We start from the raw sequence: 21,062 nt of genomic DNA, 5'->3' as shown, positions 1-21,062 counted from the left end.
GTCCGCTCCCGGGCGGCGGCGGCCTGCCGCCAGGCGGCCTCGGCCTGCCGCTGGGACTCGTCGCGCGGCTGCTGCTCGGCGGCGACGCGGGCGGCGGCCCGGGCGTCGGCGTCGGCGATGCGCCGCTCCACCCCGGCGACGCTCAGCTCGGAGGCCAGCGACCCGGCGAGCCGCCCGACGGCCTCCTCCATCTTCTCCACGATCTCCCAGGCCCAGGCGACCTGCCCGGTCAGCCCGGGGGTGTCGCGGCCGCGTTCGCGGCGCCGGCGGGCCTCGGCGGCGCACGCCCCGTCGTTGTCCTGGCAGTAGCGCACCGACCAGGTGCCGGGGACGGGCTGCGGGACGGGCCTGCCGCAGTTGGCGCACGGCCAGACCGCGACGGGGTTGGGCGCCCGCTCCCCCGGCGGCGCCGCCGCCCGCTCGCGCGCCGCGCCGGCGCGCTCGGACCAGTCGGCGCCGGCCGCCTTGACGTCGGTCGCCGCCTCCGGCCGGGCGTCGCCGTCGGAGGGCGCCGCCGCGTGCTCCGCGCCGTCGCCGCCGTCCGCCGAACCGCTGCCGAGGGGCGCCGCCTTCTGGTCCGTCATGCCCGGTGGTACGCACCGGCGGGCCGCGCCGTTCAACGCCCGCGAAAACGAATCGGCAGGGCCGCTAGGAGACCTGGTGGAGGGCGGCGCGCGCCATCGCGTACAGCAGGTCGCCCATCGCGGAGCGGTCCACGGCGGAGGCGCTGTAGGGGGTGGAGTTGAGCAGGCCGAAGCAGGCGTGCACGGCGGCGCGCGCACGGTCCTCGGGGGGCGGGGCGTCGGGCCGCATGCGGCGCAGCACGCCGACCCACTCCTCCACGTACGCGCGCTGCAGGCGGCGGATCTGGTGGCGCTGCGGCTCGGGCACGTTGTCCAGCTCGCGCTCGTGGACGGTGATCAGCGCCGGGTTGTCGAGGGCGAACGCGATGTGCCAGCGCAGCAGGGCGTCCAGGGCCCGGTCGGGGTCGGGGTCGGCGGCGCGCCGCGCGCCCTCGGCCCGCAGCCGCTCGCTGATGTCGAGCAGCATCTCCGCCAGCACCGCCTCCTTGCCGCGGAAGTGCCGGTAGAGGGCGGGGCCGGTGAGCCCGACCGCGCGGCCGACGTCGCCGATGGAGGCGCCGTGGAAGCCGCGCCGGGCGAACAGTTCGGCGGCCGCGGCCAGGATCTCGGCCCGGCGCGGGGAGGCCACCGCCGCCCGGCCGCCCGCGGGGCGCACGGGTTCGGAGGTCATGAGGGAAGTGTAGGGGGGGTGGACGTGCGATGTTAACGAGTATTAACATCGGCCGTGTTAACGGTCATTAACACGACGAGGACGCGATCGATGACCGGACCCGTGCTGCCCACCCGCGCCGACCCGGCGGACCCGGCGTTCAACGCCAACGCCGAGCACAACGCGGCGCTGGCCGCCGAGCTGCGCGACCGCATCGACCGGGCCGGGCGCGGCGGGCCCGAGCGCGCCCGGCAGCGGCACGTGGCGCGCGGCAAGCTGCTGCCGCGCGACCGGGTGGACGCCCTGCTCGACCCGGGGTCGCCGTTCCTGGAGCTGTCGCCGCTGGCCGCCGCCGGCATGTACGACGACGAGGCCCCCGGCGCCGGGATCATCACCGGGGTCGGGCGGATCTCGGGCCGCGAGTGCGTGGTCGTCGCCAACGACGCCACCGTCAAGGGCGGCACCTACTACCCGATGACGGTCAAAAAGCACCTGCGGGCGCAGGAAGTGGCGCTGCACAACCGGCTGCCGTGCGTCTACCTGGTCGACTCGGGCGGCGCGTTCCTGCCCCGCCAGGACGAGGTGTTCCCCGACCGCGAGCACTTCGGCCGGATCTTCTACAACCAGGCGACCATGTCGGCGCGGGGCATCCCGCAGATCGCCGCCGTGCTCGGCTCGTGCACCGCGGGCGGCGCCTACGTCCCGGCGATGAGCGACGAGGCGGTGATCGTCCGCGGCCAGGGCACGATCTTCCTGGGCGGCCCGCCGCTGGTGAAGGCCGCCACCGGCGAGGTGGTCACCGCCGAGGAGCTGGGCGGCGGGGAGCTGCACGCCCGCACCTCCGGCGTGACCGACCACCTGGCCGAGGACGACGCGCACGCGCTGGCCATCGTCCGCGACATCGTCGCCACGCTCGGCCCGCGCGCGCCGCGCCCCTGGGACGTGGCGCCGCCCGAGCCGCCCGCCGCCGACCCCGGCGAGCTGTACGGGGTCGTGCCGCCCGACCCGCGCACCCCCTACGACGTGCGCGAGGTGATCGCGCGGATCGTGGACGGCAGCCGGTTCCAGGAGTTCAAGAAGGAGTACGGCGGCACGCTGGTGACCGGCTTCGCCCGCGTCCACGGCCACCCGGTCGGCGTCGTGGCCAACAACGGCATCCTGTTCGCCGAGTCGGCGCTCAAGGGCGCGCACTTCATCGAGCTGTGCGACCGCCGCTCGGTGCCGCTGCTGTTCCTGCAGAACATCACCGGGTTCATGGTGGGCCGGCAGTACGAGGCGGGCGGCATCGCCAAGCACGGCGCCAAGATGGTCACCGCCGTGGCGTGCGCCCGCGTCCCCAAGTTCACCGTCGTGATCGGCGGGTCGTTCGGCGCGGGCAACTACGCCATGTGCGGCCGGGCCTACTCCCCCCGCTTCCTGTGGATGTGGCCGAACGCGCGGATCTCGGTGATGGGCGGGGAGCAGGCCGCCAGCGTGCTGGCCACCGTCCGCCGCGACCAGCTGGAGGCGCGCGGCGAGCAGTGGCCGCCGGAGGCGGAGGAGGAGTTCAAGGCGCCGATCCGCGAGCAGTACGAGAAGCAGGGCAACCCGTACTACGCCACGGCGCGGCTGTGGGACGACGGCGTGATCGACCCCCTCGACACCCGCCGGGTCCTGGGGCTCGCGCTGTCCGCGGCGGCGAACGCGCCGCTGGAACCCGTCGGCTACGGCGTCTTCCGGATGTGAGGCCGCAAATGTTGCAAAGCGTCCTGGTGGCCAACCGCGGCGAGATCGCGGTCCGGGTGTTCCGCACGCTGCGGCGGCTGGGCGTCCGCTCGGTCGCCGTGCACACCGCCGCCGACGCCGGCGCGCGGCACGTCCGGGAGGCCGACGATGCGGTGCGGATCCCGTCGTACCTCGACGCCGACGCGGTGGTCGCGGCGGCCCGCGCGGCCGGCGCCGACGCGGTCCACCCCGGGTACGGCTTCCTGGCCGAGAACGCCGGGTTCGCCCGCGCCTGCGCCGCCGCCGGGCTGGTGTTCGTCGGCCCGCCCGCCGCGGCGATCGAGGCGATGGGCGACAAGATCCGCGCCAAGCGCACCGTCGCGGCGGCGGGCGTCCCGGTCGTGCCGGGCCGGGACGAGCCGGGCCTGCCGGACGAGGAGCTGGCCGCCGCCGCGCTGGAGGTGGGCCTGCCCGTGCTGCTCAAGCCGTCGGCGGGCGGCGGCGGCAAGGGCATGCGGCTGGTCCGCGACGCCGCCGAGCTGCCCGACGCGATCGCCGCCGCCCGCCGCGAGGCCCGCGCCGCGTTCGGCGACGACACCCTGCTGGTGGAGCGGTACGTCGGCAACCCCCGGCACATCGAGATCCAGGTGCTCGCCGACGCCCACGGCAACGCCGTCCACCTCGGCGAGCGCGAGTGCAGCCTGCAGCGCCGGCACCAGAAGATCGTGGAGGAGGCGCCGTCCCCGCTGCTGGACGAGGCGACCCGCGAGCGCATGGGCGCGGCGGCCGTCGCGGCGGCCCGGGCCGTCGGCTACACCGGCGCCGGGACGGTGGAGTACATCGTGCCGGCCGACCGCCCCGGCGAGTTCTTCTTCATGGAGATGAACACCCGGCTGCAGGTCGAGCACCCCGTCACCGAACTGGTCACCGGCCTCGACCTGGTGGAGCTGCAGCTGCGCGTCGCCGCCGGGGAGCCGCTCCCCCTCACCCAGGACGAGGTGCGCCTGAACGGCCACGCCGTCGAGGCGCGCGTGTACGCCGAGGACCCGGCGCGCGGCTTCCTGCCCACGGGCGGCCGGGTGCTGCTGCTGGACGAGCCGTCCGGCACGCGCGTCGACTCGGGCCTGGAGGAGGGCGACGAGGTCGGCGGCTCCTTCGACCCGATGCTCGCCAAGGTGGTCGCCTGGGGCGCCGACCGCGCCGCCGCCCTGCACCGCCTCGACCGCGCGCTCGCGTCGTACACGCTGCTCGGCGTGCCCACCAACGTGGCGTTCCTGCGGGCGCTGCTCGCCCACCCGGACGTGGCGGCGGGCCGCCTCGACACGGGCCTGGTCGAGCGTTCGCTGGCCGACCTGGCGGGGGACGGCTCCGTCCCCGGCGAGGTCCTGGCCGCCGCCGCGCTGGAACGCATGCTCGCCCTGGACCCCGGCGACGCCGCCGACCCGTGGGACATCCCCGACGGCTGGCGTCCCGGCGCCCCCGCCTGGACCCCGTGGATCATCACCCCGGCCGGCGGCGAGCCCGTGGAGGTGCGCGTGCAGGGCCGCGCCCGCGACGCGCTCGTCGCCGTCGGCGACGCCGCGCCCGTCCGCGCCTCCCTCGGCCGCGACGGCCGCACGCTGACGCTCGTCCACGGCGACCGCACCCTGACCTACCGGCACGCCCGCGACGGCGGCACGCTGTGGCTCGGCCGCGACGGGCACGCCTGGGCGCTGGCCGAGCACGTGCGCGCCGAGACCGGGGGCGGCGCGTCCGCGGCCGGGGACGGCGTGGTCCGCAGCCCCATGCCCGGCACCGTCCTCGCCGTCAAGGCGAGCGCGGGCGAGCGGGTCGCCGCGGGCCAGCCGCTGGTGGTGGTGGAGGCGATGAAGATGGAGCACACCGTCACCGCGCCGGTCGCCGGCACGGTGGCGGACCTGCCGGTCCGCGCGGGCGCGCAGGTCGCGCTGGACGCGGTGCTGGCCGTCATCGAGGAGGAGTGACGATGCGGGTGCCGCTGGACGGCCTGCCCGACCGGGTCGAGATCTACGAGGTCGGGCCGCGCGACGGGCTGCAGAACGAGAAGGCGATCGTCCCGGCGGACGTCAAGGCCGAGTTCGTCGCGCGGCTCGCCGACGCCGGACTGCGCACGATCGAGACGACCAGCTTCGTCCACCCCAAGTGGGTGCCGCAGCTGGCCGACGCCGAGGAGCTGCTGGCCGCCCTGCCCCCGGCGGCCCCGGGGGCGCGCCGCCCCGTCCTGGTGCCCAACGAGCGGGGCCTGGAGCGGGCGCTGCGCAACGGTGTCACCGAGATCGCGATTTTCGGCAGCGCCACCGAGTCGTTCGCCCGGCGCAACCTCAACCGCACCGTCGACGAGTCGATCGCGATGTTCGCGCCCGTCGTCGAACGCGCCCTCGCCGAGGGCATGTGGGTGCGCGCCTACGTGTCGATGGCGTGCGGCGACCCCTGGGAGGGCGACGTGCCGATCGACCAGGTGGTGCGCGTGGCGACCCGCATGATGGACCTCGGCTGCGCGCAGCTGAGCATCGGCGACACCATCGGCGTCGGCACGCCCGGGCAGGTCACCGCGCTGATCGAGGCGCTGGTCGCGGCGGGCATCGGCGTCGACCGGCTCGCGGTGCACTTCCATGACACCTACGGGCAGGCCCTGGCCAACACGCTGGCCGCCCTGCGCGCCGGTGTCACCACGGTCGACGCCTCGGCCGGCGGCATCGGCGGCTGCCCGTTCGCCGAGAGCGCCACCGGCAACCTGGCCACCGAGGACCTGGTGTGGATGCTGCACGGACTCGGCATCGACACCGGCGTCGACCTGGCCGCCCTCGCCGCCACCAGCCGCTGGATGGCCGAGCGCCTCGGCCGTCCCAGTCCCTCCCGCGTCGTGCAGGCGCTGGCACCCAAGGAGCAGTAATGATCGACTTCACGCTCACCGAGGAGCAGGAGGAGCTGCGCCGGACCGTGGAGCGGTTCGCCCGCGAGTCCGTCGCACCGGTGATCGGCGACCTGTACGAGCGGGGCGAGTTCCCGTACGAGATCGTCGCCGCGATGGGCAAGATGGGGCTGTTCGGCCTGCCGTTCCCCGAGGAGTACGGCGGCATGGGCGGCGACTACTTCACCCTCTGCCTCGCCCTGGAGGAACTGGCCCGCGTGGACTCCTCGGTGGCCATCACGCTGGAGGCCGCGGTGTCCCTGGGGGCCATGCCGATCTACCGGTTCGGCACGCAGGAGCAGAAGGAGCGGTGGCTGCCCCCGCTGACGTCCGGCGAGCGGCTGGCGGCCTTCGGGCTGACCGAACCGGGCGGCGGCTCCGACGTCCCCGGCGGCATGCGCACCACCGCCCGCCTGGACGGCGACCACTGGGTGGTCAACGGGTCCAAGTCGTTCATCACCAACGCCGGCACCGACATCACCGCGTTCGTCACCGTCACCGCGCTGACCGGCGAGAACGAGATCTCCACGATCATCGTCCCGAACGGCACGCCCGGCTTCGCCGTCGGCCGCAAGTACTCCAAGGTCGGCTGGTCGGCGTCCGACACCCGCGAGCTGGCGTTCACCGACGTGCGGGTGCCCGCCGAGAACCTGGTCGGCGAGCGCGGCCGCGGCTACGCCCAGTTCCTGCGCATCCTGGACGAGGGCCGCATCGCCATCGCCGCGCTGTCGGTCGGCCTGGCCCAGGGCTGCGTGGACGAGTGCGTGCGCTACGCCGGCGAACGCGTCGCCTTCGGCCGCGAGATCGGCCGCTACCAGGCCGTCCAGTTCAAGATCGCCGACATGGAGACCCGCGCGCACACCGCCCGCCTGGCCTACTACGCCGCCGCGGCCCGCATGGCGGCGGGGCTGCCGTTCAAGAAGGAGGCGTCCATCGCCAAGCTGGTCGCCTCCAACGCGGCCATGGACAACGCGCGCGACGCCACCCAGATCTTCGGCGGCTACGGCTTCATGAACGAGTACCCCGTGGGCCGTTTCTACCGGGACGCCAAGATCCTGGAGGTGGGCGAGGGCACCTCCGAGGTCCAGCGCATGCTCATCGCCCGCTCGCTGGGGCTGCCGCCCGCCGCCTGACACCCGCCGCCTGGCGCCCGGCGGCCCGTCCGGGCCCTCCGCGCGCCGCGACCGGGCGGGACGGGCCCGCGGGACCCGGTGCAGCCGCCCGGTCGGCCGCGCGCGGTCTCGGGCACCGCCTGTGGATCAGGCCGGAAGCCGCGCGCGGTTTTCGGGCGCGTATATTAGGCGGCCGCGCCGACCGCGCATCGTCCTGCCCCGAGGAGACCGCACCGTGACGTCAAGCGCGCCCTTCCACCCCTCCGACGGCGATCCCGTCCCGCCCTCGCTGCGCGGCTTCGCGCGGGTCCACGCCGACCTCGTCGAGCTGCACGAGGACCCCGCCCACCTGGTCGCGCGGCACCGCGCGCCGGGCCGGCGGGTGGGGCTGGTGTCGGGCGGCGGGTCCGGGCACGAGCCGATGCACGCCGGGTTCCTCGGCCGCGGCATGCTCGACGCGGTCGCGCCCGGCAAGGTGTTCGCCTCGCCGCACAACCGGCAGATCCTGGAGGCCAGCCGGAAGGCGGCCGGGCCCGGCGGCGTGATCCACGTGGTGAAGAACTACACCGGCGACCGCATCAACTTCGGCATCGCCGCCGAGCGGCTGCGGATGGAGGGCATCGAGGTCCGCCGGGTGCTGGTGGACGACGACCTGGCCACCGAGTCCGCCGACACCGCGACCGGGCGGCGCGGCACCGGCGCCACCGTCGTGGTGGAGAAGCTGCTCGGCGCCGCCGCCGACGACGGGCTCGGCATCGACGAGCTGGCCGAGCTGGGCGCGGCGTTCGCCGCCGCGTCGCGCAGCCTGGCCGTGGCGTCCCGGGCGCAGACCTCCATGCACACCGGCAGGCCCGCGTTCGAGCTGGCCGACGGCGAGCTGGAGTACGGCGTGGGCATCCACGGCGAGCGCGCCGCCCGGTCGATCCCCCGGCCGTCCACCGAGGACCTGGTGGACCGGATGCTGGACGAGGTGATCGCGGGCCTGCCGGAGGGGCCGGACGAGGTCGTCGCCGTCGTCAACGGCCTGGGCGGCACCACGCAGCTGGAGCTGTACGGGCTGCACGACCTGGTCGCCGGCGGGCTGGAGCGGCGCGGGTTCGCGCTGAGCGGCGCGCTGGTCGGCACGTTCGCCCCCGCCCTGGACATGGCCGGGTTCTCCATCACGCTGACCCGGATGCGGCCCGAGTGGAAATCCTGGTGGGCCGCCCCGGCCGTCACCCCCGCGTTCCCCCGTCCCGCCACCGAGGAGACCGTCTGATGCCCGCCACCGAGGTCGACCAGGAGTCCGTGCTGCGCCGCTACGCCGCCGCGGCCGAGGACGCGCACGCCGAGCTGACCGCGCTCGACCGGCACAGCGGCGACGGCGACTTCGGCGACAACCTGCGGGGCGGGCTGCGCGCGGCGGTCGCCGCGTTCGAGCGGTCCGGGGGGCCGGCGTTCGGCGCGCTCGGCACGGTGTTCCTGGACGAGGTCGGCGGCACCAGCGGCCCGCTGCTCGGCCTGCTGTTCACCGAGATCGCCCGCGCGCTGGAGTCCGGTGCGGACGCGGCGGCCTGGGCGGAGGGCGCGGCGGCCGGGCTGGCGGCCATCCAGCGCGTCGGCGAGGCCAAGGTGGGCGACCGCACGCTGGTGGACGCCTCCACGCCCGCCGTCGACGCGCTGCGCGCGGGCGGGGACGAGGGGTTCGCCGCCGCCGCGCGGGCCGCCGCCGAGGGCGCCGCCCGCACGTCGGAGCTGCGCGCCCGCATGGGCCGGGCCAGCTACGTGGGCGACCGCGTCAAGGGACGGCCCGACCCGGGGGCGGTCGGGGTCGCGCTGCTGTTCTGGGCCCTCGCCACCGCCGCCGACCCCGCCGCGGACGTGCCCACCCCGGTCCCCTCCCCGTGACGGCCGTCCCCGCGCGGTAGGGCGGGCTCCGGCGCGCCCGCCCGTCGGCGAGTCCCGCCTCGCGGCGGGTACGTCCCGGTGTCCGGGGAGCCTGAGGGTGGTGTCGGGTATGTCACATCCGCATGGCGCCCCAGGTCACGGCCCGTTGCGGGAGGAGACGGGCGACGTGCACGGAAATGTCAGACCCCGACGGAATACTCCCGGTACGGCGGGGGTTTAATCGTTCGCGAAAGTGTCAGTCGCTGCAGTATTTTGCTGCGGCAATCCCGAAGCCCCGTCGATGATCCCGTCGTGCCCGCATGCCCGGGCCCGGATGATTGGAAGACCGTCTTGACCGCTCCCGCGTCTTCGCAGACGAAGGCCGACCCGCCGGACTCGGCGTCCGCCGGAGGGCTCGACCGCGGCGTGCTCGCAGTGGCCATCGTCGTCGTCCTCGGCGCGATCATGTCCATCCTGGACGTGACCGTCGTCAACGTCGCGCTCAAGCACCTGTCCGAGGACTTCAACGCCTCGCTCGCCACCATCCAGTGGGTGGCCACCGGCTACACGCTCGCCCTGGCCACGGTCATCCCGGTGACCGGCTGGGCCTCGGCGCGGTTCGGCACCAAGCGCCTGTACATCCTGTCGATCGTGCTGTTCGTCGGCGGGTCCGCGCTGGCGGGCACGGCCTGGAGCGCCGAGTCCCTGATCGCCTTCCGGGTGCTGCAGGGCCTGGGCGGCGGCATGATCATGCCCGCGGGCATGACGATCCTCACCCAGGCCGCCGGCCCGCAGCGGGTCGGCCAGGTGATGAGCATCGTCGGCATCCCGATGCTGCTCGGCCCGATCACCGGCCCCATCCTGGGCGGCTGGCTGGTCGACGACGTCTCCTGGCGCTGGATCTTCTACATCAACGTGCCGATCGGCGCGGTGGCGCTGATCCTGGCCGCGCGCATCCTCAAGCGCGACGAACCGCGTCCCGCCGAGCGGCTGGACTTCCTCGGGCTGCTGCTGCTGTCGCCGGGTCTGGCCGCGCTGATCTACGGGCTGGCCACCGGTGCGGAGAAGTCCGACTTCGGCCGTCCGGACGTGCTGATCCCCACCGTCGTCGGGGCGGTGCTGACGCTCGGGTTCGTCTTCCACGCGCTGGGCCGCCACAACAAGAACCCGCTGATCGACCTGCGGCTGTTCCGGCGCCGCTCGGTGGCCACCGCGTCCGGCACGCTGGTGCTGTTCGCCTGCGCCTTCTTCGGCGCCATGCTGATCCTGCCGCTGTACTACCAGTCGGTGCGCGGCGAGACCGCGTTCGCCGCGGGCCTGCTGCTGGCCCCGCAGGGCGTGGGCGCCATGATCACGATGCCGATCGGCGGCAAGCTCACCGACCGGGTGGGCCCCGGGCGGGTCGTGTGGATCGGCCTGACCGTCGTGGTGCTGGGCGTCGCGGGCTTCGCCTCGCAGCTCACCGCCGACGCCTCGTACTGGGGGCTGGGCGCCGCGCTGTTCGTCATGGGGCTCGGCATGGGCATGACGATGATGCCGACCATGTCGGCCGCCATGCAGACCCTGCAGCACGACGAGGTGCCGCGGGCCTCCACCGCGCTGAACATCATCCAGCAGGTGGCGGGCTCGATCGGCACCGCGTTCATCGCGGTCCTGCTGGCCTCCCAGCTGCGGTCCCGGGGGCTGCCCACCGGCGGCGCCGCGGCCGAGGCCCCCGCCGGGGCCGGGGCGCAGCAGGTGCCGCCCGAGGTCATGGCGCAGATCTTCAGCAAGATGGCCGACGCCTTCCAGACCACCTACTGGTGGTCGCTGGCGCTGCTGACGCTGGCGTTCATCCCGGCGCTGATGCTGCCGCGCAAGAAGCCGGAGGGCGCCGCCGTCGACGCACCCATGCCGATGCACTGAGCACCGCTCAGGGCCGAGCGCCCCGTCCCGAGGTCCTGCGACCTTCGGGGCGGGGCGTTCGCCGCTGTACGCCCCTCTCATCCCGTCCCGAAGGCGATTCCAGAGCGGCCCCGGACGCAGGGCCGCGGGTTCCGTTCCCGGCGCCCCGGCGCGGCCGGCCTCGGACGGGGCGCGAGGGGGCGCGGGTCAGGGCCGCGGCCCGGTGTCGGCGTCCTTCCAGTACTCGTCCTTCAGCAGGCGCTTGTAGAGCTTGCCGGTGGGGTGGCGGGGCAGCTCGGCGCGGAAGTCGACCGAGCGCGGACACTTGTAGTGGGCCAGCCGCTCGCGGCAGTAGGCGATCAGCTCGGCCTCCAGCCCGGGGCCCGCGTCGTCCATGGACACCGGCTGCACGACGGCCTTGACCGACTCGCCCATCTCGGGGTCGGGCACGCCGATGACCGCCACGTCGGCGACCTTCGGATGGACGGCCAGGACGTTCTCGGCCTCCTGCGGGTAGATGTTCACCCCGCCGCTGATGATCATGTAGGAGCGGCGGTCGGTCAGGTACAGAAAGCCGTCCTCGTCCACGTAGCCGACGTCGCCGAGCGTCGTCCAGCCGCGGCCCTTGGGGTCGCGGGACGCGGCGGTCTTCTCGGCGTCGCCGTGGTACTCGAACTCGGGGCCGGCGCCGAAGTAGAGGGTGCCGGGCGTGCCGGGCGGCAGCTCGTCGCCGTTCTCGTCGCAGACGTGGATCTCGCCCAGCAGGGGCCTGCCGACCGTCCCCTTGTGGGTGAGCCAGTCCTGGGAGTCGGTGTAGACGAAGCAGTTGCCCTCGGTCCCGGCGTAGTACTCGTGCAGGATCGGGCCCCACCACTCGATCATCTGCTCCTTGACCGGGACGGGGCAGGGCGCGGCGGCGTGCACGGCGCACCGCAGCGTCGACAGGTCGTAGCGGGCGCGGACCTCCGGCGGCAGCTTGAGCATCCGGATGAAGTGGGTGGGCACCCACTGGCTGTGCGTCACCCCGTACTCGTCGATGGCCGCGAGGGCCTGCTCGGGGTCGAACCTCTCCATCACCACGACGGTGGCGCCGAACCGCTGGAAGGTGAGGCAGTAGCGCAGCGGCGCGGCGTGGTAGAGCGGCGCCGGGGACAGGTAGACCGAGTCGCCGTCGGGCTGGAACAGCAGGGAGATCAGCTGGTAGAGGGGGCCCGGCGTGCCCATCGGGTCCAGCCGCAGCTCCGGCTTGACGCCCTTGGGGCGGCCGGTGGTGCCCGACGAGTACAGCATGTCGACGCCCTCGCACTCGTCGGCGATGGGCGTCGGCGGATGGGCCGCGACCCGCTCCTCGTAGGACTCGAAGCCCGGCGCGACGCCGTCCAGCATCAGCCGGAGCCGCACCCGGGGCGTGCGCTCGGTGACGGCCGCGGCGGTGCCGGCCAGGGCGTGCGAGGAGATGAAGACCTTCGCCTCGCAGTTGTCGACGATGTAGGCCAGCTCGTCGGCCTGCAGCCGCGAACTGACGGCGGTGTAGTAGAGCCCGGAACGCTGCGCCGCCCAGGCCACGGCCAGGAACAGCGGGTGGTTCTCGAGCATGAATGCGACGTGGTCACCGGGGCGCAGCCCCTCGGCGCGGAGGAGCTGCGCGAGCCGGTTGGACTCCTCGTCGAGTTCCCGGTACGTGATGATCCGCCCGGAGCCCGCCATGATCACGGCGGGCCGACCGGGCGATCGCTCGGCGATCTGTCCCAGGTGCATGCGTCAGCACGGTACCCGGCGGAACGCCAAAATGGAACGGGATTCGGTTTCGGTTTACCGGCGGTCCCGACCGGACCGCGGCTCAGACCAGCATGTGGTCGAAGTCGCCGTCCTTGGCACCGCCCACGAACGCCTCGACCTCCTCCCGCGTGTAGACGAGGATCGGTCCGTCCGGATACCGGGAGTTGCGCACCGCGATCTCCCCGGTGGGGAGTTCGGCCAACTCGACACAGTTGCCGCTCGGGTTGCTGCGGCGGCTCTTCTGCCAGACGAGTCCGTGCCGCCAGAGGTCCGACAGCTCGTCGCCGTACATGCGTGCCCCCTTGTCAGGCCGTCTCGCCTCCCGCGCGGGAGGCTGCGATCTCGCCCCACCCCTGTAGTCATGGTACGAGATGCACGTGCATTCGTTCTTGCATTGGTTCATGCAGACGGTCTTGCATCTGCACGACATGGGGAGCAAGATAGCGAACGCCGCGCACTGCACACCCGCTCGCCACTGGGGTCTGACAATGATCGTTGACCAGGCAGACGACGTCGCCGCTCCGCCCGCGCACGGGGGGAGGCGGGCCTGGCGGTTCGCGGCCGCCGGGCGGGCGCTGTGGCCGGACGCCGGCCCGACGGCGTTGGTCCCGCCGGCCACACCGGGGCTGGCCGGCCACTGGCCGACGCCCCCCTCGGGCCGCCCGCGCACCGCCCGCCGGGTGCTGCCCGCCGACGCCGCCTCGCCGAAGGCGGCCCGCGAGTTCGCGCGGGCCACGCTGGAGGAATGGGGGCTGGCCGACGCCGTCGAGGACGTCCTGGTCGCCGTGTCCGAACTGGTCACCAACGCGTTGCGGCACGGCCTGACGGACCTGCTGCGCCCGGCGCCGCCGTGCCCCATCCAGGTGGTGCTGCTGGGTCATCCGCGGCGCCTGGTCGTGGTCGTCACCGACCCGGGCACCCAGGTCCCCGAGCAGGCCGAGCCCGACCCGGACCGCTTCGGCGAGGCGGGCCGCGGCCTGGTGGTGGTCGGCGCGGTCAGCGACGCGTGGGGCTGGGCGCCCCTGACCACCGGCGGCAAGGCCGTCTGGGCGGCGTTCGACCTGCGCCCCGCCTCCGCCGGCCGCTGAGAGCCCGGGCGGCCCGCCCGCGGTTCCCCGGCCTGCTGAAGCAGCCCGGGGCCGCTGAATGACGGCCGCCCGCCACGTGCCCGAGACCGCCGGCTAGGGGGGCGCCTCCGCGGGGGAGGTCGGCGCGAGTCGGAAGCCGGCGTCTCGGGCCACGCCCGGCACGCCCCGTCCGGGCGCGGAAGAGCGCCGAACGGACCGCGACGGGGCTGCGAGCGCCGGCGAGGGGGCGGCGTTCGGCACGGCGCCGGCGGATGGTGGACGCGTCGTCCCCGCATTGTTCGGGCGGGGGGGGCACGAGCGGTGGTGGCGGCGCGTCCGTCATGTCAGTGGCACGCTCCACAAAAAGCGCGCGGGTGATGCGCCGGTGCGACGCGGTCGCCTCAGGACCGGGCGGCACAGGGGTTCGGGCCTGGCAGCCGTGGGGTTCGGGCCGGAGTGCCGTCCTTTCGGCGGGGGGGCACAGTCGGGTCGGTTGCTCAGGGGTTCGGAAGGCTGTGTCCCCCTGGTCCCCCTGAGGGGGGACGGGCGGGTCAGTTGACCCGTTGCGGCTGTTCCAGGGCGCTGAGGAAGTCCCTGGCCCAGCGGTCGACGTCGTGTTCCAGGACGCGCTTGCGCATCGCGCGCATGCGGCGGGCCTGTTCCGCCGGGTCGGCGTTCATCGCGGTCAGCATGGTGCTCTTGAGCCCGTCGATGTCGTACGGGTTGACCTGGAAGGCCCGCTTGAGCTCGGCGGCCGCGCCGGCGAACTCGCTGAGCACCAGCGCGCCGCGCAGGTCGTCGCGGCAGGCGACGTACTCCTTGGCGACCAGGTTCATGCCGTCCCGCAGCGGGGTGACCACCATGACGTCCGCGGCCAGGTAGAGGGCGGCCAGCTCGGCGCGGTCGTAGGAGGTGTGCAGGTAGTGCACGACGGGGAAGCCCAGCTCCCCGTAGTCGCCGTTGATCCGGCCGACCTGCTGCTCGATCTGGTCGCGCAGCAGCTGGTACTGCTCGACCCGCTCCCGGCTGGGCGTGGCGATCTGCACGAACACCGCCTGGCCCGGTTTGAGGTGGCCGTCCTCGAACAGCTCCCCGAACGCCTGCAGGCGCTGGGCGATGCCCTTGGTGTAGTCGAGCCGGTCGACGCCGAGCAGGATCGTGGGGTCGCCGAGGTCGGCGCGGATCTCCTCGGCCCGCTCGCGCACGCTGGGCTGGGCGACCAGCGTCTTCAGCTCGTCCACGTCGACGGAGATGGGGAAGGCGCGCGCCCGCACGACCCGCTCCTCCCACAGCACGTCCTGGCGGAAGTGCCGGGCGTCCAGCAGGCGGCGGCACAGCCGGACGAAGTTGGCCGCCGCGCCGGGCAGCTGGAAGCCGACCAGGTCGGCGCCCAGCAGGCCCTCCAGGATCTGCCGCCGCCACGGCAGCTGCCAGAACAGCTCCAGCGGCGGGAACGGGATGTGCAGGAAGAAGCCGATCCGCACGTCGGGGCGGCGGCGCCGCAGCATCGCCGGGACGAGCTGCAGCTGGTAGTCCTGCACCCACACCACGGCGTTCTCCGCGGCCACCTCGGCGGCCGCGTCGGCGAACCGCTCGTTGACGCGCACGTAGGCGTCCCACATCTCGCGCGAGTACACCGGCGGGGCCACCACGTCGTGGTAGAGCGGCCACAGCGTGGCGTTGGAGAACCCCTCGTAGTAGAGCTCGACGTCCCGCCTGGTCTGCTTGACCGGCCACAGGGACATGCCGTCCTCCTCGAACGGCTCCAGCTCCTCGTCGGGCGCGCCCGCCCATCCGATCCATGTGCCGTGACGCCGGCGCATCACCGGCGCGATGGCGCTGACCAGGCCTCCCGGGCTGCGCCGCCAGGACGCCGTCCCGTCCTCGTCGACGACCCGGTCCACCGGCAGCCGGTTGGCCACCACCACGAACTCACTACCGTGCGTCACCAACGCACCGCCTTCCCAGCAATCTTCGACGATCACATGCCCAGAAACGGCAATCTGGAACTTCTCGTCATTCTGCCGTGATCCATATGACATCGGCATGACAGTGCTGTAGACGCAACCAGTCGGTACATAACGCGACAGATGGCAGCAGGCCGGGACCTGGGCACTCTTCCGGTCGCTTTTTCTCGGCCGTTCACGCGGCCGTTCACGCGGTCGTTCCGCATCGAGTGTTCGCTCCCACCCGAAACGGCGCCGATCAGTGGGTGCGGGCGACCTCGCCGGAGCGGGCGGCGGCGCGATGGTGCCGGGCGAGCCGCAGCACGTCGCCCGACACGGCCTCCAGAAAGAGGACGGCGTCGCAGGGGTCGCAGGGGTCCCAGGCGGCCAGCCGCTCGGCCAGGGCGTCCTGCAGGGCGGCCGCCCGGGCGGCGAGGGCGGCGGCTTCGGAGCGCCACTCCGGCTCGCGCGCCGCCGCCAGGTCGTCGCGTGCGCCGCGCAGGCGCACGGCCGCCTCGTGCAGCGGACGCAGGTGCCCCAAGACGGCGGCGCAGCAGCCGGGCGAGCGCGTGGTGGCGGAGGACGGCGGGGTCGCGCCGGCGGGCGTCGAGCGCCGCGTACTCGGCGGTGATCTCCCGCTCGTCCGCTCCCCCATGATGCGCGGGCGCCGGCCGGCGCGGGAGGGCCCGGCGCCCGCGCGGGGCGCTCAGGTGCGGGCGGGCTCGCGGGCGGGCGCCTCGCGGCGGCCGAAGAGGGCGCCGTCCACGCCGAAGCGGCCGCCGCCGGCGAGGGCCAGCAGCAGGCAGGTGGCGCCGAGGGCGAGGACGAGCTCGTAGCCCCCGCCGGAGGCGAACAGGCCCTTGTCGGCGTGCGCGAACCAGAACGCGCCGGCCATGTCGGCGGCCAGCAGCACGCCCGCGACCGGGACGAGCAGCCCGAGGACGAGCGCGGCGCCGCCGAGCAGCTCGACCCACGTGGCGAACGCGGCCGACAGCGACGGGAACGGGACGCCGAGGCCCTCGAACATCGTGGTGACGCCCGCGTGCCCGGCCTCGGTGAGCTTCTGCCGGCCGTGCGCGATGAAGATCACGCCGATGGCCAGGCGGCCGACCAGCAGGCCCGCGTCGGGCAGGTAGGGGAAGCGGCGAGCGGGATTCATGCTCCTCCTGCGAGATGAAGGCCGCCCGCCGCGGGCCGGACGGCGGCCCGCGGCGGGCGGCGAAGATAGTTCAAATCTCAACCGACACTAGCGAAGAGTTAGTTCAAATCCGAACCAACTATGATGGTGATGTGACAGGCACCTCACCCCTCGGTCCCCGGCAGATGCGCGCCTGGCTGGGCTTCCTGACCGCCTCGCATCTGCTGGAGCACGAGATCGAACGCCAGCTCAAACGCGACGGCGGGCTGTCGCACGCGGAGTTCGAGGTGCTGGTGCGGCTGGACTGGGCCGAGGGGCACCGGATGCGGATGTCCGACCTGGCCCGCGAGGTGATGGTCTCCAAGAGCAGGCTCACCTACCAGGTGGCGGGGCTGGAGAAAGACGGGCTGGTGCGGCGCCGGCCGTGCGACGCCGACCGCCGCGCGGTGTGGGCGGAGCTGACCGACGAGGGCGCCGCCACGCTGGCCCGGGTCCGCCCCGGCCACCGGGCGGTGGTGCGCGAACTGCTCATCGAGCAGCTGTCGGAGGACGAGCTGGAGGTGCTGGGCGACGCCCTGAACCGCGTGGCCGACCGGCTGCGCGAACGGGCCCGGCAGCGCCGGCGGTAGCGCGGTGGACGACTTCGGCGGCATCGTCCGCGGCTCGCCGGTGCGCGTGGCGCGCCCGTCGTGCCAGCGCGAGGTGGCCGACGCGCTGTGGCGGGCCGCCCGGGACGGCCTGCCGGCGGCGGCGCGCGGGTCCGGGCACTCCACGGCGGGCGAGTCGCAGGCCCCGGGCGGCGTCGTGATCGACATGCGCGGCATGCGCACCGTCCACGACGTGGGCCGCGACCACGTCACCGTGGACGCGGGAGCCACGTGGCGGGAGGTGCTGGACGCGACCCTGCCGCACGCGCTCACGCCGCCGGTGCTCACCGACCACCTCGACCTCACGGTGGGCGGCACGCTGTCGGCGGGCGGGGTGGGCGGGACGTCCCACGTGCACGGGACGCAGGCCGACAACGTGTCGGCGCTGGAGGTCGTCACCCGGCAGGGCGAGATCGTGACGTGCTCGGCGACGCGCCGCCGCGGCCTGTTCGACGCGGTGCGCGGGGGCATGGGCCGGCACGGCGTCATCACGCGGGCCACGCTGCGGCTGGTCGCGGCCCCCGAACGGGTGCTGGTGTGCACGGTGCCGTGCCGGGACGCGGGCGAGCTGGTCGCCTTCCAGCGCCGCGTCCGGGCCGACCACGTCTCCGGCCAGGCCAAGCCCGCCGAGGCGGGGTGGCGGTTCGAGGCCAAGGCCGCGGTGTTCGACGGGACGCGTCCGCCCGAGGGCGTGGCGCCGTCGGAGGTGGAGCGGCTCCCCTACCGCGACTTCGCCGACCGGATGCGGCCCGACGTGGCGGAGCTGGTCCGGCTGGGCGAGTGGGCGCGGCCGCACCCGTGGGCGATGGTGCTGCTGCCCGCCGCCCGCGCGGCGCAGCTGATCGGCGAGGTGCTCGCCGGGACGGCGGTCCGCGACGTGGGCGTCAGCGGCGTCGTGCTGGTCAAGGCCCTGCGGATCGGCCGCGTGCCGATGCTGCGCTCCCCCGCCGACCCGGTGCTGTTCGGCATGCTGCGCACCGCCTCGCCCGGCTGCCGGACGGCCGCGGAGATGGCGGCCGCCAACCGCCGCCTGCACGAGCGGGCCGCGGCCGTCGGCGGCACCCCCTACCCCGCGTCCTGATCATCTCTGGGCCAGCGCGATGACCTCGGCGGCCGGCAGCGCGGCCAGCGCCTTGCCGGGCACCAGCAGCTTGGAGCCCCGGATGCCGCTGCCGACGACGGCCTGCGGCAGCGCGGCGGCCGCCTCGTCGACCAGCACCGGCCAGTCTCCGGGGATGCCGAACGGGGTGATGCCGCCGTACTCCATGCGGGTGCGGGAGGTCGCCTCGTCCATGGGGGCGAACGACACCTTGCGCGCGCCCAGGTGCCTGCGCACCGCGCCGTTGACGTCGGCGCGCTCGGTGGCCCGCACCATGCACGCGGCGTAGCGGACCTCGCCGCCCCGCTTGGCGGCGACGATCACGCAGTTGACGCTGGCCTCCAGCGGCACGTCGTAGTGGGCGCAGAACTCGGCGGTGTCGGCCAGGGCCGGGTCGATCGGCGCGACGTACGCCTCCGGCACGTCGCGCACGGCCGCGGCGACCGGCTCGGCGAGCAGGTCGGACCGTCCGGCCGCGGGCGCCCAGTCCAGCTTTCCCAGCATCGTCTCGTCTCCCCCTGGGTCGTTTCGCGTCCCAACGATGCCACGGACGTCCGCGGCGGGGGCGGGAAGGGGGCGCGGCACTGCGGTCGCGGCGACGGCACCGCCCCGTCCGCCTCTGCCACGTCCGCCCCCGCCGCGCCGCCCCGGACGTGTCCGCGGCCGTCCGGTCAGCCGACGTGCTCACGTTGGGAGCCGCGGGCGCGCCGGTGCGCCCCCGGCGGCTGGCCGCCGTCCTTGCCGCGCCCCTTCACGATGCGCACGATGAGGAAGACGACCACCGCCAGCCCGCCGAGCCCGACGACGACCTTGGAATAGGCGCCGACGTACTCCTCCACCAGGTGCCAGTTGTCGCCGAGCTGGTACCCGGCCAGCACGAACACGGTGTTCCAGATGGCGCTGCCCGCCGCGGTGTAGATCAGGAACGCCGGCATCGACATGCGCTCCACGCCCGCGGGCACGGAGATGAAGCTGCGGAACAGCGGGATGAACCGGCCGAAGAACACCGCCTTGCCGCCGTGCCGGGCGAACCACGCCTCGGTGCGGTCCAGGTCCTCCAGCTTGACCAGCGGCATGCGGGCCACCAGACGGCGGATGCGGTCGCGGCCGATCAGGGCGCCGATCAGGTACAGCGCCAGCGCGCCGACCACCGAGCCGACCGTCGTCCAGATCAGCGCGGCGACCAGGCTCATGTCTCCGCGCGCCGCGGTGAACCCGGCCAGCGGCAGGATCACCTCGCTGGGCAGCGGGGGGAAGATGTTCTCCAGGGCGATGGCCGCGCCCGCGCCGATGGCGCCCAGCCGCTCCATCAGGTCGGTGGCCCAGCCCGTGATACCGCCGGTCGGCTCGGCGCCGGCGTCCGCTTGGCCCACGGCGAGCGCCAGGTGCGTCATTGCGATCATGTCCCAAAGGCTACGGATGCCGCAGTGTGCCCCGCCATGAAAACGACCACCCGGTTCACCGGCCGTGCACCGCACCGGACACCTGCGGAAAGCCACAGGATACCGGCGAACGCCCGGAACGCGGCCGCGATCGGGCCAAACAGGTGACGCAGCGGGGTGCGGAGCCGGGGCCGGAGCGGGTCAGGACAGGGCGGCGGGCGCGTCGCCGCGGCGGGACGCCAGGTGCGCGCCGCGCTCCCACTCGTCGTCGAACGCCAGCACGGTCGCCATGACCGGGGCGCCGGGCGGCGCGTCCTCCCGGGTGATCACCACGTGGCAGAGCCCGCCGCGTTCGGCCAGGTAGACGGCCTGCTCGGCGTCGCGTTCGTAGAGCCGGACGCCGTGGAAGCGGGCGACCACCTCGTCGAACCGGACGGTCTGCCCGCGCATGCGCGTCTCCCCCTCACGCCCTTCACGCCGTCCCGGGCGCCGGGCGGGCTGCGCCGCCCGGACGCGGGCGCGCACGGCCCGGGGCCGGGCACCGCCATTCCCTCATCCCCGTGTTTCGGGCTCGTGTCGGGCGGATGAAGGCTCATCGAACGGGACGCCGCGCGGTCCGGCCGTCGGGCGGCAGCGGGTCGGTCTCGGGCGGCGCCGCGCCCGCCGGCGGCCCGGAGCCCGGCGTCCCCGCGCCGCCCGCCGACACCGGGAACCACAGCACGAACGTGCTGCCCGCGCCGGGGGCGGAGAACAGCCGCACGTGGCCGTTGTGCGCCTCGGCGATGCTGCGCACGATCGCCAGGCCCAGGCCGGTGCGGCGGTCCCGGTCGCGGGAGCGGCGCGTCTCGGCACCGCGCCAGAACCGGTCGAACACCCGGTCCTGCTCCTCGGCGCGGATGCCGGGCCCGGCGTCGCGGACCGCGATCCACTGCCGGCCGCCCGGCCGGTCGGCGGCTATCGTGATGACGGACCCGGCGGGCGCCAGCCGCACCGCGTTGGACAGCAGGTCCTCCACCAGGCGGGTCATGCGGGTGGTGGCGCGGTCGACCACCTGCACGGCCCCCCTGGACGACGTGCGCGTTGGTCAGGATGTGGCCGCCCCGGTCGATCACGAACCCGGATCCGGTGCCGCGCGAGCGCGCCGACCGGGTCTCCACCGACACCACGCTCGGCTGGACCCGCGCCGCCACGTCGCTGAGGTCCCCGGCGCCGCCGTCGACCGGCCCGGCGGTGGACCGGGCGATCGGCGCGGCGGCGGCCCGGTCCACCGCCGGGC

20 protein-coding genes and 1 pseudogene are annotated in these 21,062 nt (G+C 74.6%); 10 read left to right on the top strand and 11 right to left on the bottom strand.

The window, feature by feature from the left end:
- Both ABD879_RS26815 and ABD879_RS26810 read right to left on the bottom strand, forming a co-directional pair.
- Positions 1–584 (bottom strand): annotated as a pseudogene (locus ABD879_RS26815) (chromosome segregation ATPase); the annotation flags it as partial.
- A 64-nt stretch (positions 585–648) separates the two neighbouring features.
- Positions 649–1,254, bottom strand: coding sequence for an SACE_7040 family transcriptional regulator (locus tag ABD879_RS26810; RefSeq protein WP_345024405.1), 606 nt, complete (start codon positions 1,252–1,254; stop codon positions 649–651).
- 102 nt (positions 1,255–1,356) lie between these two features.
- On the opposite strand from ABD879_RS26810, the gene ABD879_RS26805 reads away from it, so the two are divergent.
- The 7 genes from ABD879_RS26805 to ABD879_RS26775 all read left to right on the top strand — a co-directional run bounded on the left by ABD879_RS26805 (position 1,357) and on the right by ABD879_RS26775 (position 10,749).
- Positions 1,357–2,958 carry a carboxyl transferase domain-containing protein gene (locus ABD879_RS26805; protein WP_425549660.1) on the top strand — a complete coding sequence of 534 codons (1,602 nt, stop codon included), beginning with the start codon at positions 1,357–1,359 and terminating at the stop codon, positions 2,956–2,958.
- Positions 2,959–2,966: 8 nt separating this feature from the next.
- A complete protein-coding gene (locus ABD879_RS26800; protein ID WP_345024403.1) occupies positions 2,967–4,919 on the top strand; it encodes an acetyl/propionyl/methylcrotonyl-CoA carboxylase subunit alpha in 1,953 nt (650 codons plus the stop codon).
- A 2-nt stretch (positions 4,920–4,921) separates the two neighbouring features.
- Positions 4,922–5,848: a hydroxymethylglutaryl-CoA lyase gene (locus ABD879_RS26795; protein WP_345024402.1), complete on the top strand. Its 927-nt coding sequence runs from the start codon at positions 4,922–4,924 to the stop codon at positions 5,846–5,848.
- Positions 5,848–6,999 (top strand): acyl-CoA dehydrogenase family protein, encoded by a 1,152-nt coding sequence (locus ABD879_RS26790; protein ID WP_345024401.1) that lies wholly within the window; start codon positions 5,848–5,850, stop codon positions 6,997–6,999. Before ABD879_RS26795 ends, ABD879_RS26790 begins: the two co-directional genes overlap by 1 nt.
- A gap of 214 nt (positions 7,000–7,213) precedes the next feature.
- Positions 7,214–8,236: a dihydroxyacetone kinase subunit DhaK gene (locus ABD879_RS26785; RefSeq protein WP_345024400.1), complete on the top strand. Its 1,023-nt coding sequence runs from the start codon at positions 7,214–7,216 to the stop codon at positions 8,234–8,236.
- Entirely contained in the window at positions 8,236–8,865 is a 630-nt protein-coding gene (locus ABD879_RS26780) for a DAK2 domain-containing protein (protein ID WP_345024399.1), read from the top strand. Before ABD879_RS26785 ends, ABD879_RS26780 begins: the two co-directional genes overlap by 1 nt.
- A 330-nt stretch (positions 8,866–9,195) precedes the next feature.
- Entirely contained in the window at positions 9,196–10,749 is a 1,554-nt protein-coding gene (locus tag ABD879_RS26775; protein ID WP_345024398.1) for a DHA2 family efflux MFS transporter permease subunit, read from the top strand.
- A 186-nt stretch (positions 10,750–10,935) separates the two neighbouring features.
- Here the strand turns inward: ABD879_RS26775 and ABD879_RS26770 are convergent, their stop codons facing one another.
- Together ABD879_RS26770 and ABD879_RS26765 are read right to left on the bottom strand one after the other, a co-directional pair.
- Complete coding sequence (locus ABD879_RS26770) at positions 10,936–12,486, bottom strand: AMP-binding protein (RefSeq protein ID WP_345024397.1); 1,551 nt, start codon at positions 12,484–12,486, stop codon at positions 10,936–10,938.
- Between the two features lie 82 nt (positions 12,487–12,568).
- Positions 12,569–12,799: a DUF397 domain-containing protein gene (locus ABD879_RS26765; protein WP_285493390.1), complete on the bottom strand. Its 231-nt coding sequence runs from the start codon at positions 12,797–12,799 to the stop codon at positions 12,569–12,571.
- Positions 12,800–12,995: 196 nt separating this feature from the next.
- Between ABD879_RS26765 and ABD879_RS26760 the strand changes: the two genes are divergently transcribed.
- Complete coding sequence (locus tag ABD879_RS26760; protein WP_345024396.1) at positions 12,996–13,595, top strand: ATP-binding protein; 600 nt, start codon at positions 12,996–12,998, stop codon at positions 13,593–13,595.
- Between the two features lie 530 nt (positions 13,596–14,125).
- On the opposite strand, the gene ABD879_RS26755 is transcribed toward ABD879_RS26760, so the two are convergent.
- The 3 genes from ABD879_RS26755 to ABD879_RS26745 form a co-directional block, all read right to left on the bottom strand.
- A complete protein-coding gene (locus ABD879_RS26755) occupies positions 14,126–15,523 on the bottom strand; it encodes an alpha,alpha-trehalose-phosphate synthase (UDP-forming) (RefSeq protein ID WP_345024395.1) in 1,398 nt (465 codons plus the stop codon).
- Between the two features lie 256 nt (positions 15,524–15,779).
- Positions 15,780–16,061: a hypothetical protein gene (locus tag ABD879_RS26750; RefSeq protein WP_345024394.1), complete on the bottom strand. Its 282-nt coding sequence runs from the start codon at positions 16,059–16,061 to the stop codon at positions 15,780–15,782.
- Positions 16,062–16,226: 165 nt separating this feature from the next.
- Positions 16,227–16,679, bottom strand: a complete 453-nt coding sequence (locus ABD879_RS26745; protein ID WP_345024393.1) for a DoxX family protein — start codon at positions 16,677–16,679, stop codon at positions 16,227–16,229.
- A 131-nt stretch (positions 16,680–16,810) separates the two neighbouring features.
- Between ABD879_RS26745 and ABD879_RS26740 the strand changes: the two genes are divergently transcribed.
- Together ABD879_RS26740 and ABD879_RS26735 are read left to right on the top strand one after the other, a co-directional pair.
- Positions 16,811–17,287, top strand: a complete 477-nt coding sequence (locus tag ABD879_RS26740) for a MarR family winged helix-turn-helix transcriptional regulator (protein ID WP_345024392.1) — start codon at positions 16,811–16,813, stop codon at positions 17,285–17,287.
- A gap of 4 nt (positions 17,288–17,291) precedes the next feature.
- Positions 17,292–18,386: an FAD-binding protein gene (locus ABD879_RS26735; protein WP_345024391.1), complete on the top strand. Its 1,095-nt coding sequence runs from the start codon at positions 17,292–17,294 to the stop codon at positions 18,384–18,386.
- Here ABD879_RS26735 and ABD879_RS26730 read toward each other — a convergent pair whose 3' ends face one another.
- The 4 genes from ABD879_RS26730 to ABD879_RS26715 all read right to left on the bottom strand — a co-directional run bounded on the left by ABD879_RS26730 (position 18,387) and on the right by ABD879_RS26715 (position 20,843).
- Positions 18,387–18,908 (bottom strand): YbaK/EbsC family protein, encoded by a 522-nt coding sequence (locus ABD879_RS26730; protein WP_345024390.1) that lies wholly within the window; start codon positions 18,906–18,908, stop codon positions 18,387–18,389. It lies immediately after the preceding gene.
- Between the two features lie 167 nt (positions 18,909–19,075).
- Positions 19,076–19,807, bottom strand: coding sequence for a DedA family protein (locus ABD879_RS26725; protein WP_345024389.1), 732 nt, complete (start codon positions 19,805–19,807; stop codon positions 19,076–19,078).
- A 180-nt stretch (positions 19,808–19,987) separates the two neighbouring features.
- Positions 19,988–20,236, bottom strand: a complete 249-nt coding sequence (locus ABD879_RS26720; protein WP_345024388.1) for a hypothetical protein — start codon at positions 20,234–20,236, stop codon at positions 19,988–19,990.
- A gap of 142 nt (positions 20,237–20,378) precedes the next feature.
- Complete coding sequence (locus ABD879_RS26715; protein ID WP_345024386.1) at positions 20,379–20,843, bottom strand: sensor histidine kinase; 465 nt, start codon at positions 20,841–20,843, stop codon at positions 20,379–20,381.
- Positions 20,844–21,062 lie beyond the last annotated feature (219 nt).

It is taken from the genome of Actinomadura keratinilytica, from assembly GCF_039539665.1.
In the GTDB taxonomy this organism is placed as follows: domain Bacteria; phylum Actinomycetota; class Actinomycetes; order Streptosporangiales; family Streptosporangiaceae; genus Spirillospora; species Spirillospora keratinilytica.
This window is presented reverse-complemented; position numbering and strand designations above follow the sequence as displayed.

Coding starts and splice junctions, on each gene's coding strand:
- ABD879_RS26730 (WP_345024390.1), bottom strand. CDS start 18,908: ATGCTGGGAAAGCTGGACTGGGCGCCCGCGGCCGGACGGTCCGACCTG.
- ABD879_RS26745 (WP_345024393.1), bottom strand. CDS start 16,679: ATGAATCCCGCTCGCCGCTTCCCCTACCTGCCCGACGCGGGCCTGCTG.
- ABD879_RS26770 (WP_345024397.1), bottom strand. CDS start 12,486: ATGCACCTGGGACAGATCGCCGAGCGATCGCCCGGTCGGCCCGCCGTG.
- ABD879_RS26720 (WP_345024388.1), bottom strand. CDS start 20,236: ATGCGCGGGCAGACCGTCCGGTTCGACGAGGTGGTCGCCCGCTTCCAC.
- ABD879_RS26810 (WP_345024405.1), bottom strand. CDS start 1,254: ATGACCTCCGAACCCGTGCGCCCCGCGGGCGGCCGGGCGGCGGTGGCC.
- ABD879_RS26765 (WP_285493390.1), bottom strand. CDS start 12,799: ATGTACGGCGACGAGCTGTCGGACCTCTGGCGGCACGGACTCGTCTGG.
- ABD879_RS26760 (WP_345024396.1), top strand. CDS start 12,996: ATGATCGTTGACCAGGCAGACGACGTCGCCGCTCCGCCCGCGCACGGG.
- ABD879_RS26795 (WP_345024402.1), top strand. CDS start 4,922: ATGCGGGTGCCGCTGGACGGCCTGCCCGACCGGGTCGAGATCTACGAG.
- ABD879_RS26725 (WP_345024389.1), bottom strand. CDS start 19,807: ATGATCGCAATGACGCACCTGGCGCTCGCCGTGGGCCAAGCGGACGCC.
- ABD879_RS26780 (WP_345024399.1), top strand. CDS start 8,236: ATGCCCGCCACCGAGGTCGACCAGGAGTCCGTGCTGCGCCGCTACGCC.
- ABD879_RS26790 (WP_345024401.1), top strand. CDS start 5,848: ATGATCGACTTCACGCTCACCGAGGAGCAGGAGGAGCTGCGCCGGACC.
- ABD879_RS26800 (WP_345024403.1), top strand. CDS start 2,967: ATGTTGCAAAGCGTCCTGGTGGCCAACCGCGGCGAGATCGCGGTCCGG.